Annotated in this window: 15 protein-coding genes and 1 tRNA gene; 1 reads left to right on the top strand and 15 read right to left on the bottom strand. The window is 71.3% G+C overall.

Translation table 11 applies throughout. The features are described from left to right. Positions 1–109: 109 nt before the first annotated feature. The 15 genes from ACWDX6_RS22575 to ACWDX6_RS22505 form a co-directional block, all read right to left on the bottom strand. Positions 110–1438, bottom strand: coding sequence for an MraY family glycosyltransferase (locus ACWDX6_RS22575; RefSeq protein ID WP_451486686.1), 1329 nt, complete (start codon positions 1436–1438; stop codon positions 110–112). 107 nt (positions 1439–1545) lie between these two features. Then, on the bottom strand, positions 1546–2793 hold the full coding sequence (locus ACWDX6_RS22570; protein WP_451486685.1) for a serine hydroxymethyltransferase: 1248 nt from the start codon (positions 2791–2793) through the stop codon (positions 1546–1548). A 133-nt stretch (positions 2794–2926) separates the two neighbouring features. Further along, positions 2927–3571, bottom strand: a complete 645-nt coding sequence (locus tag ACWDX6_RS22565) for an arsenate reductase/protein-tyrosine-phosphatase family protein (RefSeq protein WP_451486684.1) — start codon at positions 3569–3571, stop codon at positions 2927–2929. Further along, positions 3568–4215 (bottom strand): L-threonylcarbamoyladenylate synthase, encoded by a 648-nt coding sequence (locus ACWDX6_RS22560; RefSeq protein WP_451486683.1) that lies wholly within the window; start codon positions 4213–4215, stop codon positions 3568–3570. Before ACWDX6_RS22560 ends, ACWDX6_RS22565 begins: the two co-directional genes overlap by 4 nt. A 73-nt stretch (positions 4216–4288) precedes the next feature. Then, on the bottom strand, positions 4289–5134 hold the full coding sequence (gene prmC / locus ACWDX6_RS22555; RefSeq protein ID WP_356891462.1) for a peptide chain release factor N(5)-glutamine methyltransferase: 846 nt from the start codon (positions 5132–5134) through the stop codon (positions 4289–4291). A gap of 37 nt (positions 5135–5171) precedes the next feature. Continuing rightward, positions 5172–6248, bottom strand: a complete 1077-nt coding sequence (prfA, locus tag ACWDX6_RS22550; RefSeq protein ID WP_451486682.1) for a peptide chain release factor 1 — start codon at positions 6246–6248, stop codon at positions 5172–5174. Between the two features lie 105 nt (positions 6249–6353). Continuing rightward, complete coding sequence (gene rpmE, locus ACWDX6_RS22545; protein ID WP_351666445.1) at positions 6354–6572, bottom strand: 50S ribosomal protein L31; 219 nt, start codon at positions 6570–6572, stop codon at positions 6354–6356. Between the two features lie 197 nt (positions 6573–6769). Next, positions 6770–7861 carry an LCP family protein gene (locus ACWDX6_RS22540; RefSeq protein ID WP_451486681.1) on the bottom strand — a complete coding sequence of 364 codons (1092 nt, stop codon included), beginning with the start codon at positions 7859–7861 and terminating at the stop codon, positions 6770–6772. A 215-nt stretch (positions 7862–8076) separates the two neighbouring features. Beyond that, positions 8077–10107 (bottom strand): transcription termination factor Rho, encoded by a 2031-nt coding sequence (gene rho / locus ACWDX6_RS22535; RefSeq protein WP_451486680.1) that lies wholly within the window; start codon positions 10105–10107, stop codon positions 8077–8079. Positions 10108–10507: 400 nt separating this feature from the next. Beyond that, on the bottom strand, positions 10508–11425 hold the full coding sequence (thrB, locus tag ACWDX6_RS22530; protein WP_451486679.1) for a homoserine kinase: 918 nt from the start codon (positions 11423–11425) through the stop codon (positions 10508–10510). Between the two features lie 316 nt (positions 11426–11741). Continuing rightward, complete coding sequence (gene thrC, locus ACWDX6_RS22525) at positions 11742–12812, bottom strand: threonine synthase (RefSeq protein ID WP_451486678.1); 1071 nt, start codon at positions 12810–12812, stop codon at positions 11742–11744. A gap of 6 nt (positions 12813–12818) precedes the next feature. Beyond that, positions 12819–14111, bottom strand: coding sequence for a homoserine dehydrogenase (locus ACWDX6_RS22520; protein ID WP_451486677.1), 1293 nt, complete (start codon positions 14109–14111; stop codon positions 12819–12821). Between the two features lie 104 nt (positions 14112–14215). Next, complete coding sequence (gene lysA / locus ACWDX6_RS22515; protein WP_451486676.1) at positions 14216–15607, bottom strand: diaminopimelate decarboxylase; 1392 nt, start codon at positions 15605–15607, stop codon at positions 14216–14218. A gap of 11 nt (positions 15608–15618) precedes the next feature. Then, positions 15619–16776 (bottom strand): ArgS-related anticodon-binding protein NrtL, encoded by a 1158-nt coding sequence (nrtL, locus tag ACWDX6_RS22510; RefSeq protein ID WP_451486675.1) that lies wholly within the window; start codon positions 16774–16776, stop codon positions 15619–15621. Positions 16777–16919: 143 nt separating this feature from the next. Continuing rightward, positions 16920–17462, bottom strand: a complete 543-nt coding sequence (locus ACWDX6_RS22505) for a response regulator (protein WP_451486674.1) — start codon at positions 17460–17462, stop codon at positions 16920–16922. A 111-nt stretch (positions 17463–17573) separates the two neighbouring features. On the opposite strand from ACWDX6_RS22505, the gene ACWDX6_RS22500 reads away from it, so the two are divergent. After that, positions 17574–17645 (top strand) — tRNA-Arg (locus ACWDX6_RS22500). The last annotated feature ends 308 nt before the right edge of the window (positions 17646–17953 follow it).

Raw genomic sequence — 17953 nt, 5'->3', positions numbered from 1 at the left:
AGTTCTTTACCCGTGCGGTGTGCGGACTGTCACACATGAGAGTTACCGCGCGCGTGTGTGCACGTCCGGGCGGCGACTTGTCTGGTATTGGACGCCGATGCGGCGTTCGTCAACTCGGCGTTCCGGCCTTCCGCCGGTCGGTGAAGCGCGAACGGTGGCCGATCGCGGTGGCGCCGTTGACGCCCGCGGGGACCGGGACGCGTTCCTCCGGCGGGCCCTCGACCGGGTGCGCGGAGACCGGGGCGACGGTCTCCATCCGCGGGACGGGCCGGCGCCGGTAGCGCGGCGGGACGAAGGACTCCGCCCAGCGCGGGGCGCGCGGGGTGAAGCGCGGCAGCAGCAGCAGGACCAGACCGACCGCGCTCAGCAGCACGACCCCGAGGACGATCCACATCGACGTCGAGTGCACCGAGTACGCCAGCGTTCCGAAGGCGATCAGCGCGGACCAGAAGTACATGATCAGGACGGCCCGGCTGTGCGAGTGCCCGATCTCCAGGAGCCGGTGGTGCAGGTGGCCCCGGTCGGCCGCGAACGGCGACTGGCCGTTCCAGGTCCGCCGCACGATGGCGAGCACCAGGTCCGCCATCGGGATCGCGATGATCGTCAGCGGCAGGAGGAGCGGGATGAAGACCGGCAGGGCGGCGTGGGTGGCCTCACGGGTCGAGCCCTCGAAGAAGATCTTCAGGATGTCCGGGTCTACCTGGCCCGTGATGGAGATCGCCGACGCGGCCAGGATCAGACCGATCAGCATCGAGCCCGAGTCCCCCATGAAGATCCGCGCCGGATGCATGTTGTGCGGCAGGAAACCCAGGCACATGCCCATGAGGATGGCGGCGAAGAGCGTCGCGGGGGCGGCGGCCTCGATCGTGTAGCCGTACCAGAGCCGGTACGCGTACAGGAAGAAGGCCGCGGCGGCGATGCAGACCATGCCGGCGGCCAGACCGTCGAGGCCGTCGACGAAGTTGACGGCGTTGATGGTGAGCACCACCAGGGCCACCGTCAGCAGCGTGCCCTGTCCGCGGGTGAGCGCCACCGTGCCGACGCCCGGGATCGGCAGCCACAGGATCGTCAGACCCTGGATCACCATCACGCCGGCGGAGATCATCTGCGCGCCCAGCTTGATCAGGGCGTCCAGCTCGAACTTGTCGTCCAGGACACCGATCAGCCAGATCAGGGCCGCGCCGGAGAGCAGCGCCCGGGGCTCGTTGGACAGCTCGAAGACGCTGTTGAGGTTCTGCAGGTGGTCGGCGACCAGCAGTCCCGCGCACAGCCCGAAGAACATGGCGATGCCACCGAGCCGCGGAGTCGGTTCTCGGTGTACGTCGCGGGCGCGGATCTCCGGCATCGCCCCGGTCGCGATGGCGAACTTCCGCACCGGACCGGTGAGCAGGTAGGTCACCGCAGCCGTGACACAGAGCGTCAGCAGGTAATCACGCACGGGCTGCCCCACAGGAATCGCTGGCCATCTCAGCCCCACACCCTAGCCGTGCTGTCCATGTGCTTGAGGACATACGGTCCCGCGGGATGGTTGCGCTCCGCCCTCCCTCACCTGCCGTACGGGGGAAATCGCCCGGCCAGATCCCGTACTTCGGCGCGTACCCGGGCCGTCTCCTCCGCGTCGTCCCGTAGCGCGATCGTGAAGAGCTCGGCGATCCTCGCCATCTCCGCGGCGCCCATTCCCTGCGTGGTCACGGCGGCGGTGCCGAGGCGGATGCCGCGGCCGTCGCCGTAGGGCAGGGCGCAGGTGTCGAGGACCATGCCCGCGGCGGCCAGCCGTGTCCGGGCGGTGCGGCCGTCGAGGCCGAGGGGGGCGGGGTCGGCGGTGATGAGATGCGTGTCGGTGCCGCCGGTGGTGACGGCGAAGCCCTCGGCGGCGAGCGCCCCGGCGAGGGCGCGGGCGTGCGCCACCACCCGGTGGGCGTAGGCGGCGAATCCCGGTGCCGCCGCCTCGCCGAAGGCGACGGCCTTGGCGGCGATGGTGTGCATCTGGGCCCCGCCCTGGGTGAACGGGAACACGGCCCGGTCGACGCGGCCGGCGAGGTCGGCGCCGCAGAGGATCAGCCCCCCGCGCGGGCCGCGCAGCACCTTGTGGGTGGTGGCGCAGACGACGTCGGCGTACGGCACGGGGCTGGGGGCCGCTCCCCCGGCGACCAGACCGATGGGGTGGGCGGCGTCGGCGATGAGATAGGCGCCCACCTCGTCGGCGATGTCCCGGAAGAGCGCGTAGTCGAGATGGCGCGGGTAGGAGATCGAGCCGCAGACGATCGCCTTGGGGCGGTGGTGACGGGCGAGCGCGGCGACCTGCTCGTAGTCGACGAGCCCGGTCTCGGCGTCGACACCGTACGGCACGAAGTCGAACCAGCGGCCGGAGAAGTTGGCGGGCGAGCCGTGCGTGAGATGGCCGCCGTGCGCCAGGCCCATGGCGAGGACGGTGTCCCCCGGACGCAGCAGGGCGGCGTACGCGGCGAGGACGGCGGACGAGCCGGAGTGCGCCTGGACGTTGGCGTGTTCGGCGCCGAAGAGGGCCTTGGCCCGGTCCACGGCGATCCGCTCGGCGGCGTCGGCGAACTCGCAGCCGCCGTGGTAGCGGGAGCCGGGATAGCCCTCGGCGTACTTGTTGGCGAGCGGGGAGCCGAGCGCGGCGAGGACGGCGGGCGAGGTGAAGTTCTCGGCGGCGATCAGCTGCAGGCTGTCGGACTGCCGGCGCACCTCGCCGAGCAGTACGTCGGCGATCTCGGGATCCTGCCGGCGCAGGACGTCGAGATCCTCTTCGGGGGGAGCGGTGACCGGCATCTGTGGCTCCAGGCGCGGGGGCTGGGCTTCAGCTCCAATGTAGGCGCGCCGGGGCCGCTCCGCCCGGTGTCCGTCCGGCCCCTGCGCCGTCCGGCCGAACCGGGCGCCCGCTCCGCGCCGCGTACGACGGTTCTCAGCGCCGTGCCGGGACGCCCGTCAGAGCCGTCACCACGGGATCGAGGGCGGTGTTGATCTCGTCGCCGATCGAGCGGAAGAACGTGATCGGGGCGCCGTACGGGTCGTTGACCTCGTCCGCCTCGGCGTTCGGGGCCAGGAGCCACCCGCGTAGAGCCGCCGCCGCACGGACCAGCGCACGCGCGCGTTCGACCATGCCGTCGTCGAGCGGGTCGGGCAGTGTGGCCGGATCTATCGCCCTGACGAGGCGGGTGAACTCCTTCAGGGTGAAGGTGCGAAGCCCCGCCGAGTGGCCCATCGAGATGACCTGCGCCCGGTGGTCCCGCGTCGCCGTCAGGACCAGGTCGGCGCGGATGACGTGCTCGTCGAGGAGCTCGCGGCCCACGAAGCCGCTGGCGTCCGCGCCGAAGTCGGCGAGGACCAGCTCCGCGTTGGCCTCCATCGGGGCCCCCTCGTGGCCCCACGTGCCCGCGCTCTCCACGATCAGGCCGCCGCCCCGGGGGTCGCCCAGGCGGTCGCACAGGGCATGGCGGGTCAGCCGCTCGGTGATCGGCGAGCGGCAGACGTTGCCGGTGCTGACGTGGAGAATGCGGAAGGAAGTGCTCTCGTGCCCCGCTATGCCACGCCCCTCAGGGGCGGTCAATTGGCCACCTCGAGGTCGGGTACGACCTTCCGGAGCTCCTCCGGGGAGAGCGCGCCCTCGCGCAGCAGCACCGGCACCTTGCCCGTCACGTCGACGATCGACGACGGCACGATGCCGGGCGTCGGACCGCCGTCCAGATACACCGACACCGAGTCGCCGAGCATGGCCTGCGCCGCGTCGCAGTCCTCGGGCGAGGGGTGTCCCGTCAGGTTCGCCGAGGAGACCGCCATCGGGCCGACCTCGGTCAGCAGTTCGATCGCGACCGGGTGCAGCGGCATCCGGATCGCGACGGTGCCCCGGGTGTCCCCCAGGTCCCACTGGAGCGACGGCTGGTGCCGCGTGACCAGCGTCAGCGCGCCCGGCCAGAACGCGTCGACGAGCTCCCACGCCTGCTCGGAGAAGTCCGTGACGAGGCCGTGCAGCGTGTTGGGGGAGCCGATCAGCACGGGCGTGGGCATGTTCCGGCCACGGCCCTTGGCCGCCAGCAGGTCCGCGACGGCCTCCGCGCTGAAGGCGTCCGCGCCGATCCCGTACACGGTGTCGGTGGGGAGCACGACCAGCTCGCCGCGGCGGACGGCGGACGCGGCCTCGCGCAGCCCGGTGACTCGGTCGGTCGCCTCGTTGCAGTCGTATCGCCGAGCCATTACTCGCCCGCCTCCATCTTTCTGGTCACTCGGTTCGCCTGAGCGGCGGCCGTCCTCGTCGTGTACAGGGACCTCATGGCATCGCCTTGCGCGCGGTCGCGAAGCGCGGCCGGTTGTTCAGGTCGGGGTGGTCGGCGGCGTCCGCCCAGCCGGCCTCCTCGTTGAAGATCCACGGCACCTGGCCGCCCTGGGTGTCCGCGTGCTCGATGACCACGAGACCGCCGGGCCGCAGCAGCCGGTGCGCGGTGCGCTCGATCCCCCGGATCGTGTCGAGGCCGTCCTCGCCGGAGAAGAGCGCCATCTCCGGGTCGTGGTCGCGTGCCTCGGGCGCCACGTACTCCCACTCGGTCAGCGGGATGTACGGCGGGTTGGAGATGACCAGGTCGACCTGGCCGTCGAGCTCGGGGAGCGCGCTGAGCGCGTCGCCCTGGTGGACGGTGACCCGCGAGCCCTCGGCGTTCTTACGGGTCCACACCAGAGCCTCGTCCGAGAGCTCCACGGCGTGCACCCGCGAGCGCGGCACCTCCTGCGCCATGGCGAGCGCGATGGCGCCGGAGCCGGTGCACAGGTCGACGATCAGCGGCTCGACGACGTCCATCGCGCGTACGGCGTCTATCGCCCAGCCGACGACCGACTCGGTCTCTGGCCGGGGAACGAAGACCCCGGGCCCGACCTGGAGCTCCAGGTAGCGGAAGAACGCCCGGCCGGTGATGTGCTGGAGCGGCTCGCGCGCCTCGCGGCGGGCGACCGCCTCCCAGTAACGGGCGTCGAAGTCGGTGTCCTTGACGTTGTGCAGCTCCCCCCGCTTGACGCCGTGCACGAACGCGGCGAGCTCCTCCGCGTCGAAACGCGGCGAGGGAACGCCGGCGTCGGCCAGCCGCTGGGTGGCCTGGGCCACCTCGGCAAGCAGCAGGTTCACGCTGGTCCTCCGTGGTGCGGGGTGGGGCCTACGGGCGTTACGCCGCGGCGAGCTTGGCAGCGGAGTCGGCGTCGACGCAGGCCTGGATCATGGCGTCCAGATCGCCGTCGAGCACCTGGTCCAAGTTGTACGCCTTGAAACCGACCCGGTGGTCCGAGATCCGGTTTTCCGGGTAGTTGTACGTCCGGATCTTCTCGGACCGGTCGACGGTGCGGACCTGGCTGCGGCGGGCGTCCGCGGCCTCGGCCTCGGCCTTCTCCTGGGCGGCGGCGAGCAGCCGGGACCGGAGGATACGCATGGCCTGCTCCTTGTTCTGGAGCTGGCTCTTCTCGTTCTGGCAGGACGCGACGATGCCGGTCGGCAGGTGCGTGATGCGGACCGCGGAGTCGGTGGTGTTGACGGACTGGCCACCGGGACCGGACGAGCGGTACACGTCGATGCGCAGGTCGTTCTGGTGGATCTCGACGTCGACCTCCTCGGCCTCGGGGGTCACGAGGACACCGGCGGCGGAGGTGTGGATACGGCCCTGCGACTCGGTGGCGGGCACGCGCTGGACGCGGTGCACCCCGCCCTCGTACTTCAGGCGCGCCCAGACACCCTGGCCGGGCTCGGTCGCGCCGTTGCCGCCCTTGGTCTTCACCGCGACCTGGACGTCCTTGTAGCCGCCGAGCTCGGACTCGGTGGCGTCGATGATCTCCGTCTTCCAGCCGACGCGCTCGGCGTAGCGCAGATACATCCGCAGGAGGTCGCCGGCGAACAGCGCGGACTCGTCGCCGCCCGCGCCGGCCTTGATCTCGAGGATGACGTCCTTGTCGTCGCTGGGGTCGCGCGGGACGAGCAGCAGCCGCAGCCTGTCGGTCAGCTCCTCGCGCTGCTTCTCCAGCTCCTTCACCTCTGCGGCGAAGTCGGGGTCGTCGGCGGCGAGCTCCTTGGCCGTCTCGATGTCGTCCGCCGTCCGCTTCCACGCCTTGTACGCGCCGATGATCGGGGTCAGCTCCGCGTAACGCTTGCTGAGCTTGCGCGCGTTCGCCTGGTCGGAGTGGACCGAAGGGTCGGCGAGCTTCTTCTCGAGGTCGGCGTGTTCGCCGACCAGTTCCTCGACCGCTTCGAACATCGGTGCTCCTGGTCTCGATCGTGAGGGCGTGAAGGACTGCGGGGACGGCAAAGCGCCGGTCCGGTCCCCCCTGCGGGAGCGACCAAGGACCGGCGCAGTGACGTGCTACTTCGTGGCCGCAGCCTTGCCGAAGCGGGCCTCGAAGCGGGCGACGCGGCCGCCGGTGTCGAGGATCTTCTGCTTGCCCGTGTAGAACGGGTGGCACTCGGAGCAGACCTCGGCACGGATGGTGCCCTCGGTGAGGGTGCTACGGGTGGTGAACGACGCGCCGCAGGTGCAGCTGACCTGGGTCTCGACGTACTCGGGGTGGATCTCGCGCTTCAAGGTGTCTCCTAGTTTCGGGAGGGCACCGGGTCGCCGTGCGGGATGCACTGCGTGAACCGGGGCCGACGTACCAGTCTGCCAGGACCGGCCGTATCTCCCAAAACCGGGTCCGTGGTGAAACTATTCCGGGGCCGCGTCGCCGGCCGCCGGGGATGGGTGACGAGGCTCCGGGGTGGTGTGGCAAGGCCCCTTCCGGGCTACCTGACGAGGCCCTCGGCCTTGCCGGTGGCCGCGTCCCGGGTCGCCGACGGCGGGATCGGCCGGTCGCCCTTGAGCGCCCTCCAGACCTGCTGGGACTGGGCTGCCAGGGGGATGACGCGGTTGGGGTCGGCGGGGTCGTACTCCACCGGCATCGTGATCATGTGCACGTCCTCGGCGCCGAGCCCGCCGAGCCCCTTGGCGAAGCTCATCAGCTCGTTGACCGAGTCGAGCTCCGAGTCGGGCGTGATCGCCTTGGTGGCGGTGTCGGCGATGTCCAGGAGCTTCTTCGGGTGGGTGAGGACGCCGACGTCCTTGACCTGGTCGATGAAGGCCTTCACGAAGGCCTGCTGGAGCTGGATGCGGCCGAGGTCGCTGCCGTCGCCGACGCTCTTGCGGGTGCGGACCAGGCCGAGGGACTGCTCGCCGTCGAGGGTGTGGGTGCCCGGGGTGAGATCGAGGTGGCTCTTGGTGTCCTGGATGGGCCGGGTGGTGGTGATCTCCACCCCGCCCAGCTTGTCTATCAGCTTCTTGAAGCCGGTGAAGTCGACCTCGACGTAGTGGTCCATCCGGATGCCGGACATCGACTCGACGGTCTTCACGGCGCAGGCGGGGCCGCCGACCTCGTACGCGGTGTTGAACATCGCCCGGCTCTCGCCGGCGACGGCGGCCCCCTGGCCGTCAGCGCACTCCGGGCGGTCGATCAGGGTGTCGCGCGGGATGGAGACGACGCTGGCCTTGCGGTGGCCTTCGTAGACGTGGACGACCATCGCGGTGTCGGAGCGGGCGCCGCCCTCGTCCGTGCCGTACGCGGCGTTGTCGCCGGAGCGCGAGTCGGAGCCGAGGACGAGGATGTCCATCGAGCCGTTGTCGAGGTTCTTGGGGCGGTCGGTGCCCAGCTGGGCGTTGATGTCGACGCCCTCGAGGTTGCCGTTCAGCTTGAGGTAGACGTAACCGAGGCCGGAGCCGCCGACGAGGACGAGTCCGGCCGCGCTCCAGGCGGCGACGGTCGCCGCGCGGCGGCCCTTGGCGGGCGGCTTGCGGCGCCGGCCGCTGCCCCGTATTCGGCCACCTGTGGTCTGCTCGGTCATCTGCTTCCTCGGGTCCTCGGTTCACTTTGTGTGACGGCGAAACACCCGAAAGGGTTGCACGCACAGCTGTGAGGTTCCGAGGAGCGAGCCTCCGACCACCCCCTGGACGCACGGTGCCCACCGTGTGATGCACGGTGGGCACAGCGGTCTTTACGCAGGTCACGGCGGTACTACGGACCGGGGCCCGCAATACCGCCGTGTGACCGAGATCTCGACTAGTCGTTGCCGTTTCCGGCGCCCGGGGTCGTCTTCTGGATCTGGAGCAGGAACTCGCCGTTCGACTTCGTCTGCTTCATCTTGTCGAGCAGCAGCTCGATCGCCTGCTGCTGGTCGAGCGCGTGCAGCACGCGACGCAGCTTCCAGGTGACGGCGAGCTCGTCGCTGCCGAGCAGGATCTCTTCCTTGCGGGTGCCGGACGCGTCGACGTCCACCGCCGGGAAGATGCGCTTGTCGGCGAGCTTCCGGTCGAGCTTGAGCTCCATGTTGCCGGTGCCCTTGAACTCCTCGAAGATCACCTCGTCCATGCGCGAGCCGGTGTCGACCAGCGCGGTGGCCAGGATGGTCAGCGAGCCGCCGTCCTCGATGTTGCGCGCGGCACCGAAGAAGCGCTTCGGCGGGTAGAGCGCGGTCGAGTCGACACCACCGGACAGGATGCGGCCGGAGGCGGGCGCCGCGAGGTTGTACGCGCGGCCCAGACGGGTGATGGAGTCGAGCAGGACGACCACGTCGTGACCCAGCTCCACGAGGCGCTTGGCGCGCTCGATGGCCAGCTCGGCGACGGTGGTGTGGTCCTCGGCCGGGCGGTCGAAGGTCGAGGAGATGACCTCGCCCTTGACCGACCGCTGCATGTCGGTGACCTCTTCCGGACGCTCGTCGACCAGGACGACCATCAGGTGGCACTCGGGGTTGTTGTGGGTGATCGCGTTGGCGACCGCCTGCATGATCATGGTCTTACCGGTCTTCGGCGGGGCCACGATCAGGCCTCGCTGGCCCTTGCCGATCGGCGACACGAGGTCGATGATCCGGGTGGTCAGCACGCCCGGGTCGGTCTCCAGACGGAGCCGGTCCTGCGGGTAGAGCGGGGTCAGCTTGTTGAACTCCGGGCGGCCGCGGCCGGAGTCGGCGGCCATGCCGTTCGAGGAGTCCAGGCGGACCAGCGCGTTGAACTTCTCGCGGCGCTCGCCCTCCTTCGGCTGACGCACGGCGCCGGTGACGTGGTCACCCTTGCGCAGGCCGTTCTTGCGGACCTGGGCGAGGGAGACGTACACGTCGTTCGGGCCGGGGAGGTAGCCGGAGGTCCGGATGAACGCGTAGTTGTCGAGGATGTCCAGGATGCCCGCGACGGGGATCAGGACGTCGTCCTCGGACACCTGCGGCTCGCCGGCGGCGAACTCGTCACGGCCACGGCGCCCACGACGGTCGCGGTAGCGGCCGCGACGGCCACGACGGCCGCCCTCGTCGTCGAAGTCGTCCTGCGGGCCGCCCTGCTGACCCTGCGGGCCGCTCTGACGCTGCTGGCGCTGGCCGCCCTGGCCACCGCCCTGCTGGTCGTCGCCCTTGCCGCGGTCACGGCGGTCGCGCTGACGGTCCCCGCGGTCACGCTGGCGGTCACCGCGGTCGCCCCGCTCACCGCGGTCACGACGGCCACGGCCCTCGGCGGTGTCGACCGCGCCCTCGGCCTTGCCGTCGGAGGAGGCGTCCGTACGGGTGTCCGTACGCGCCTCGACCCTGGTGTCGGTCTTCACGGCCTGGGCGGTCTCGCCCTTGGCCTCGTTCTCCGGGCTGCCGGCCGGGGCGGTGGCCCGGCGGCGGCGGCGCTCGCCGACCGGCTGGTCGTCGGAGGCCGGCTGGCCGGGGATGTCGATCTGCTGCTGGGCGACGGCCTTCTCGGCCTTCTCGGCCTTCGGCTCGGCCTCGGCGGCGGCGTCACCGGCGCGGGCCTTGGAGGTGGCGCGGCGCTTCGGCTTGGTCTCGACGGCGTCGGCGGCCTTGGCGGGGGCGGAGGCTCCTCCCCCGGCCTGCGCCTCCTTGATGACCTCGATCAGCTGGCTCTTGCGCATACGCGCGGTGCCCCTGATGCCGAGGCCGGACGCGACCTGCTGCAGCTCGGCCAGGACCATGCCCTCGAGGCCGGTGCCGGAGCGGCGGCGCCGTGCGGTGGTGCCAGTGGCAGCACCTGCGGCGGGCGCGGCGGTGTCGACACTGTTGTCGGCAGTCACGCCCATCAGATCGGTGGTGTCGCTCACGAAGGGTCCTTCCCTGGAGCGGACGTCGGCCATCTGGCTCGGCGACCGGTTGTGCTGTCCGACGACGGTCCTGCTTCTGGACCGGGTCGGGGCGGTGGTCCCGCCGGGTACGGCGGAGAGAGAAACGTGCTGTGGGTCCGGCCCGAGGCCCCCTGCTCGGCCCTCACCGAGGAAGAGCGAGGGGTGTCGTGCCGGTTCCGGAGCGTGCTCGAAACTGCTCAGGCAGGCTGCTCAGGCAGTTGGGGAGGCTCCCGGAAGAATGGGTGGTCCCTGATGGGGACACTCAGCACCGCGCCACAAAGACGTCGGGTGCAGACTTGAGGTTAACACTACCGGCTCCAACAAACATTCCCCCTCTCCCTCACCGGCAATCCCGTGTCCGGACGTGTCGCGCTCGCGCCTAGGGCGCGAGCGGCAGAACACTCGCTCCGGACACATCGAGGTCGAGCCGGTTCGCGGCCCATGCCTCGCCCGCCAGTCGGGCGACCTTGTCGGCCGTCCCGTGTTCGGCCAGCGCGAGCACCGTGGGGCCCGCGCCGGAGATGACCGCGGGGACGCCGTCCGCCCGCAGCCGGTTCACAAGGGCGATGCTCTCCGGCATCGCCGGGGCCCGGTACTCCTGGTGCAGCCGGTCCTCGGTGGCCGCGAGCAGCAGCTCGGGGCGGCGGGTCAGCGCCTCCACCAGGAGCGCGGCGCGCCCGGCGTTGGCGGCGGCGTCGACGTGCGGGACGGTGCGCGGCAGCAGACCGCGGGCGGTCTCGGTCAGTACGGGCTTCCCGGGGACGAAAACCACCGGAACGATGGAATCGGCGGGGTCCATCCTGATGGCGCGCGCGGCACCGGACTCGGTCCAGGCGAGCGTGAAGCCGCCGAGGAGGCAGGCGGCGACGTTGTCGGGGTGCCCCTCGATCTCGGTGGCCAGCTCCAGCAGCGCGGTCTCGTCGAGACGGGCGTCCCCGCCTATGGTCACGGCGCGGGCGGCGACGATGCCGGCGCAGATGGCGGCGGAGGAGGAGCCGAGGCCGCGGCCGTGCGGGATGCGGTTGGCGCAGACGACCTCGAGGCCGCGCGGCTGACCGCCGAGCAGGTCGAAGGCGGTGCGCAGGGAACGGACGAGCAGGTGGCTCTCATCGCGCGGGAGCGTCTCGGCGCCCTCGCCCGCGATGTCGATGTGCAGCCCGGAGTCGGCGACTCGGACGACGACGTCGTCGTAGAGGCCCAGCGACAGGCCGAAGGCGTCGAAGCCCGGGCCGAGGTTGGCGCTGGTGGCGGGAACGCGCACCCGTACGGCGGCGGCGCGGAACGCGGGACCGGCCATCGCTCGATGACTCTCCTTGACTTGCGACTGCGGGGGTTTCACTGCGGGGTGGTGCTGCGGCGGTGTGACTGCGGGGTGGGGCAAGAGGGGTACGCGGGACCCGGGGGCCGTCTCTGCCTCGGGGGGCGACAACGGCAACGACACCGCGCATATGCAACGGGGCGGGTTCGGTACAGCCTATCGAAGGAAGGTTCTGCGGCGACATAGGGCGCACAGGAGGCGCACGATGCGTGTCGCGAGCCTTCCTGTGCGCCTATGTACGTTCCTGATCGGGTTTGCCTCTCCGGGGATTCCGGAGAGGCGGACACCCGGAGGATCAGGCGAGGCCGAGGCGCTCGGCGGCGGCCGCGGCGTCGACCGGGACGGTGACGGGCTGCGGCGCTCCGGCGACCGCCCAGTCGGGGTCCTTGAGGCCGTTGCCGGTGACGGTGCAGACGATCCGCTGGCCCGGGTCGACCTTGCCCTGCTCGGCGGCCTTCAGCAGACCGGCGACGGAGGCGGCGGAGGCGGGCTCGACGAAGACGCCCTCCTGGGAGGCCAAGAGACGGTAGGCGCGCAGGATCTCACGGTCCGTCACCTCGTCGATGAAGCCGCCCGACTCGTCCCGGGCCGCGATCGCGAAGTCCCAGGAGGCCGGGTTGCCGATCCGGATCGCGGTGGCGATGGTCGACGGGTCCTTGACGACCTCGCCGCGCACGAGCGGCGCGGAGCCGGAGGCCTGGAAGCCCCACATGCGCGGGGTGCGCGTGGACAGGCCGTCCGCGGCATACTCGCGGTACCCCTTCCAGTACGCCGTGATGTTGCCGGCGTTGCCGACGGGCAGCACATGGATGTCGGGCGCGTCGCCGAGCATGTCCACGATCTCGAACGCGGCGGTCTTCTGACCCTCGATACGGACCGGGTTGACCGAATTGACCAGCGCCACCGGGTAGTTGTCGGAGAGGGCGCGGGCCAGGGTGAGGCAGTCGTCGAAGTTGCCGTCGACCTGGAGGATCTTCGCGCCGTGCACCAGGGCCTGGCCCATCTTGCCGAGCGCGATCTTGCCCTGCGGCACGAGGACGGCGGAGACCATGCCGGCGCGGACGGCGTAAGCCGCCGCGGACGCCGAGGTGTTTCCGGTGGAGGCGCAGATGACGGCCTGCGCGCCCTCCTCTTTGGCCCTGGTGATGGCCATGGTCATGCCTCGGTCCTTGAAGGACCCGGTGGGGTTGGCGCCCTCGACCTTGAGGTGCACCTCGCAGCCCGTGCGCTCGGAGAGGACCTGAGCGGGGACGAGCGGCGTACCGCCCTCACGGAGCGTGACGACCGGCGTCGTGTCCGTGACCGGAAGGCGGTCCCGGTACTCCTCGATGATGCCGCGCCACTGGTGGGTGCCCTTGCTGGTCATGGGTCCTTACTCCCCTTCAACACGCATGATGCTGGCGACACCGCGCACGGTGTCGAGCTTGCGCAGCGCCTCGACGGTCCCGGAGAGGGCGGCGTCGGGCGCGCGGTGGGTGACGACGACGAGGGAGGCCTCGCCGTCCTTGCCCTGCTGACGGACCGTGTCGATCGACACGCCGTGCTCGGCGAAGACCGTCGCCACCTGGGCGAGGACGCCCGGCTTGTCGGCCACGTCGAGGCTGATGTGGTACCGCGTCACCACGTCGCCCATGGGGCTCACGGGCAGCTGGGTGTACACGGACTCGCCGGGGCCGGTGGCCTCGTTGAGCTTGTTGCGGCACACGGCGACCAGGTCGCCGAGCACGGCCGAGGCGGTCGGAGAGCCGCCTGCGCCGGGGCCGTAGAACATGAGCCGCCCGGCGGCCTCCGCCTCGACGAAGACCGCGTTGTAGGCCTCGCGGACGGAGGCGAGCGGGTGGCTGAGCGGGATCATCGCGGGGTGCACGCGCGCGGTGACGGACCCGCCGTCGGCGGAGCGCTCGCAGATGGCGAGCAGCTTGATGGTGCAGCCCATCCGCTTGGCGGAGGCGAAGTCGGCGGCGGTGACCTCGGTCATGCCCTCGCGGGAGACGTCGTCGAGACGCACGCGCGTGTGGAAGGCGATACCGGCGAGGATGGCGGCCTTGGCGGCGGCGTCGAACCCCTCGACGTCGGCGGTCGGGTCGGCTTCCGCGTACCCGAGGGCGGTGGCCTCGTCGAGGGCTTCGGAGTACCCGGCGCCGTTGGTGTCCATCCGGTCGAGGATGAAGTTGGTGGTGCCGTTGACGATGCCCATGACCCGGTTGATCTTGTCCCCGGCGAGGGACTCGCGCAGCGGCCGGATCAGCGGGATGGCGCCCGCGACGGCGGCCTCGTAGTACAGGTCCTGCCCGTGCTGGTCGGCGGAGGCGTAGAGGCTCGTGCCGTCCTGGGCGAGGAGCGCCTTGTTGGCCGAGACGACGGAGGCGCCGTGCTCGAAGGCGGTGGTGATGAGGGTGCGGGCCGGCTCGACCCCGCCGATGACCTCGACGACGACGTCGATGTCGCCCCGTTTGACCAGGGCGGTGGCGTCGGTGGTGATCAGCTCGGCGGGGATGCCCTCCCGGACCTTGTCGGGGCGGCGGACCGCCACGCCGGCGAGCTCGACCGGGGCGCCGATGCGCGCGGCGAGGTCGTCGGCGTGCGTCGTCATGATGCGCGCCACCTCTGAGCCGACCACACCACAGCCCAGCAGCGCCACCTTCAGCGGACGCGTACGCATCATCCGACCTCGTTTCTCGTACTACTTCGTATCTCTACGGTGGGACCAGTCTCACTCACCGGACGGAGGTTTCTGTCCTCCGTCCGGATCCTGAGACGACTATTTCATCAGCCGACATCGAGACGCAGGAGATCTTCCTCCGTCTCGCGCCGGACGATCACCCGTGCCTCGCCGTCGCGGACGGCGACGACGGGCGGGCGCAGGGCGTGGTTGTAGTTGCTCGCCATGGAGCGGCAGTAGGCGCCGGTGGCGGGTACGGCGATGAGGTCGCCGGGGGCGACGTCGGCGGGCAGGAACGCGTCCTTGACCACGATGTCACCGCTCTCGCAGTGCTTGCCGACGACACGGGAGAGCATGGGCTCGGCGTCGCTGGTCCGCGACACCAGGGCGACGCTGTACTCGGCGTCGTACAGCGCGGTACGGATGTTGTCCGACATGCCGCCGTCGACGCTGACGTACGTCCGCAGCCCTTCGAGGGGCTTGACGGTGCCGACCTCGTAGAGGGTGAAGGCGGTGGGCCCGACGATGGCGCGCCCCGGCTCGACGGAGATGCGCGGCGTGCGCAGCCCGGCGGCCTCGCACTCGCGCGTGACGATCTCGTTGAGGGCCTTGGCGATGTGGTGGGGCTCACGGGGGTCGTCGTCGGCGGTGTAGGCGATGCCGAGGCCGCCGCCGAGGTCGATCTCGGGCAGCTCGACGCCGTGCTCGTCCCGTACCTCGGCGAGCAGCTGGACGACGCGCCGGGCGGAGACCTCGAAGCCGGCCATGTCGAAGATCTGGGAGCCGATGTGGGAGTGGATGCCGATGAGTTCGAGCCCGTCGAGCTTGAGGGCGCGCCGGACGGCCTCGGCGGCCTGGCCGCCGGCGAGGGCGATGCCGAACTTCTGGTCCTCGTGCGCGGTGGCGATGAACTCGTGCGTGTGGGCCTCCACGCCCACCGTCACCCGGATCTGGACGCGCTGCCGCTTGCCGAGGGACTGGGCGATGTGCGCGACGCGCACGATCTCCTGGAAGGAGTCGAGGACGATGCGCCCCACGCCGGCCTCGACGGCGCGGTGGATCTCCTCGTGGGACTTGTTGTTGCCGTGGAAGGCGATGCGCTCGGCCGGCATGCCGGCGTCGAGAGCGGTGGTGAGCTCGCCGCCGGAGCACACGTCGAGGTTCAGTCCCTCCTCCGTGAGCCACCGGACGACGGCGCGGGAGAGGAACGCCTTGCCGGCGTAGAACACGTCGGCGTCCCGGCCGAAGGCGTCGGCCCAGGCGCGGCAGCGGGCGCGGAAGTCGGACTCGTCGAGGAAGTAGGCGGGTGTACCGAAGCGCTCGCGGAGCTCGTCGACGCGTACACCTCCCACGGTCACCACGCCGTCGTCGTCACGGCCGACGGTCCTGGCCCACACCTTGGGGTCGAGGCGGTTGAGGTCGGCGGGCGGAGCGGTGTAGTGCCCCTCGGGGAGGACGTCGGCGTGGCGGGGCCCGGCGGGGTGGGCGGAACGGCTCATGTCTGCATCTTTCACATCTGGTCGGGGGCGCTGATGCCGAGCAGGGAGAGGCCACCGGCGAGCACCGTCCCGGCGGCTTCGGCGAGCGCGAGGCGGGAACGGTGGGCGGCCGAGGGTTTCTCGTCGCCGACGGGCAGGACGGTGTGCTGGAAGTCGAGCAGCGCGTCGGCGGTGGCTTCGAGATGCCGGGCGACCCGGTCGGGGGCGCGCAGCCGGACGGCGGAGGCGAGGACGAGGGGGTGGTCACCGAGGACGTCGGCGAGGATCCGCCCGTCCTCGACGTGCTCCTCGGCCGCACTCCGGAACCCCAGCCGCTCGGCGTTGCGCACGAGGGCGCGGGTACGGGAGTGGGCGTACCGGACACGGAAGAGGGGGTTGCCCTCGTGCTGGCGGAGGAGGTCGTCGCCGAGACGGGGTGCGTCATGGGCGGCGGCGGAGAGGAGCCCCCAGCGAGCGGCATCGGCCCCGAGGCGCCGCACCAGCTCGCGGGCGGAGTGGGGGGCGGGGCGGGGCGCGATGCCGGCGGGTAGGGGGTCGGGGTCGGGGGCCTCGGTGTCGGGGGCCTCGGTGTCGGGGGCCTCGGTGTCGGGGCCGGCGGGCGGGGCGGGGTGGGGCGCCTCGGTGTCGATGCCGGCGGGTAGGTCGTCGCGACCGCCCTCGGCCTCGATCCGTACGCCGAGCTCGGCCCACGCGGGGTCGGCGGTGTCCTCGCAGCCGGTGCGGACGAGGAAGCCCTGGGAGAGGAGGATCCGCCGCAGCGCGTCGGCCGTGACGGCGGCGCGCACGTCGGGGCGGTGGCTGAGCTGGGCGACCTGTCCGGTGGGCGCGCACCACCCGTACTGCGGCCCGCGCCGCAGGATCTCCCGTACGAGCCGCTGCTGGGCCCCGGTCGCAAGGGTGAGGTTGAGGAAGCCGGGCCCGGTGACGTCGACGGCGGCGATCCCGGGGCTCCGCTGGAGCCGCTCCTTCAGGATCTCGGCGACGTCGAGGGGCTTGCGCCCGGCGGCGCCGGCGAGCTTGAGCGCGACGCTGCTGACCCAGTCGCCGTGCCCACCGGGCCGGGGCCGCTCGACCGTCACGCGCTCGGGAACGGCGACCCGCAGCGCACCATCGCCGACCGCGCGGCGCACGGCGTGCAGCACGGTGAGGGAGAGGTCCGCGGGGGTCACGGGACAAGCGTATGGGAGGAGGGGGGTCGTCACGCGAACCGGTTTCGCGATGCGGTCACTCGGGGGCCATACGGAGGGGTCCGTGGATGCGGCTCACGGGCTCGAGGGCTCAGGAGCTCAAGGAAGCACTCACGGGCCGCGCCTCAGGAGAGCCGCTCGCACTCCCCGGCCCGTCCGGCGACCCCTTGTCGGCCACGGTCGAGGGCAGACGGCCCCTCCTGTCCGCCGCCGCGGCACTCCCCGCGCCGGCCGCGTTCTCCCCGTTCGCGCCGCATGAGCTGCCGCACGACCCGGACGAGCTCGGTGGGCTCGAAGGGCTTGGCGAGGAACGCGTCGACGCCGGCGGCGACGCCGCTGTCCAGCTCGGCCGCGGTACAGGCACTGACGATCGCGACCGGCACATGGCTGGTCCGCGGATCGGACCGCAACCGCTCGGCGGTTCGCAGCCCGTCCAGCCTGGGCATGACGACGTCGAGGGTGACGACATCAGGACAGACCTGATGCACGACATCCAGACACTCGGCACCATCGGCCGCGGTCACGACCTCGAAGCCCTCAAGCTCGAGGTTGACCCTGATCAACTGCCGGATCACGCGGTTGTCATCGACAACAAGCACCCGGCCGGACACGCCTGACACACGACGAGAGTAGGTCGCAGGAAGAGGCCGCGTCCGGGTTTTGCCCACTTCCGACCCGTGCGGGGTAACGAGGGGCCGGTGACGCGACGGAAATACCTGTTCACAGCCACGTCCCAGATGCTGGTAGGGTTCTACCCGTCGCCGCCGAACGCGGCGGACGCCCCCGTAGCTCAGGGGATAGAGCAACGGCCTCCGGAGCCGTGTGCGCAGGTTCGAATCCTGCCGGGGGCACTCCAGCTCGGACAGCGTGATCAAGCCGCTGACCAGCGAGAGTGCCAAGCACAGAGACCCGGACTCAGTCCCACTGAGTCCGGGTCTCTGTCGTTGTGTGTCACTGGTCGCGAGTGAGTGGCGAGTGACTTTGCTTGGCCACTCGCCCTGCCAGGCCGCCAACATCACATCTGACTCTTCGTATCCTGGGCAGCGGCAAGGCCCCCTCCACATAGCCCCTCGGGCTCGTCGGGAGAGGTGGGTGCGGGCATGGAAGGGGGAGCCCTTCTGCTACGGCGGGGAAGGAAGGGTGCGCGACCAAAAACCTA

This window comes from Streptomyces sp. NPDC003027, from assembly GCF_053591435.1.
The sequence above is the reverse complement of the archived record's forward strand: the minus strand, read 5'-3'. Positions and strand labels throughout refer to the sequence as shown.

Bases quoted from the DNA above. Each gene is read 5' to 3' on its own strand.
- ACWDX6_RS22560 (WP_451486683.1), bottom strand. From the start codon at position 4,215: ATGGCTCGGCGATACGACTGCAACGAGGCGACCGACCGAGTCACCGGG.
- prfA (WP_451486682.1), bottom strand. From the start codon at position 6,248: ATGTTCGAAGCGGTCGAGGAACTGGTCGGCGAACACGCCGACCTCGAG.
- lysA (WP_451486676.1), bottom strand. From the start codon at position 15,607: ATGAGCCGTTCCGCCCACCCCGCCGGGCCCCGCCACGCCGACGTCCTC.
- thrC (WP_451486678.1), bottom strand. From the start codon at position 12,812: ATGACCAGCAAGGGCACCCACCAGTGGCGCGGCATCATCGAGGAGTAC.
- ACWDX6_RS22520 (WP_451486677.1), bottom strand. From the start codon at position 14,111: ATGATGCGTACGCGTCCGCTGAAGGTGGCGCTGCTGGGCTGTGGTGTG.
- thrB (WP_451486679.1), bottom strand. From the start codon at position 11,425: ATGGCCGGTCCCGCGTTCCGCGCCGCCGCCGTACGGGTGCGCGTTCCC.
- ACWDX6_RS22540 (WP_451486681.1), bottom strand. From the start codon at position 7,861: ATGACCGAGCAGACCACAGGTGGCCGAATACGGGGCAGCGGCCGGCGC.
- ACWDX6_RS22570 (WP_451486685.1), bottom strand. From the start codon at position 2,793: ATGCCGGTCACCGCTCCCCCCGAAGAGGATCTCGACGTCCTGCGCCGG.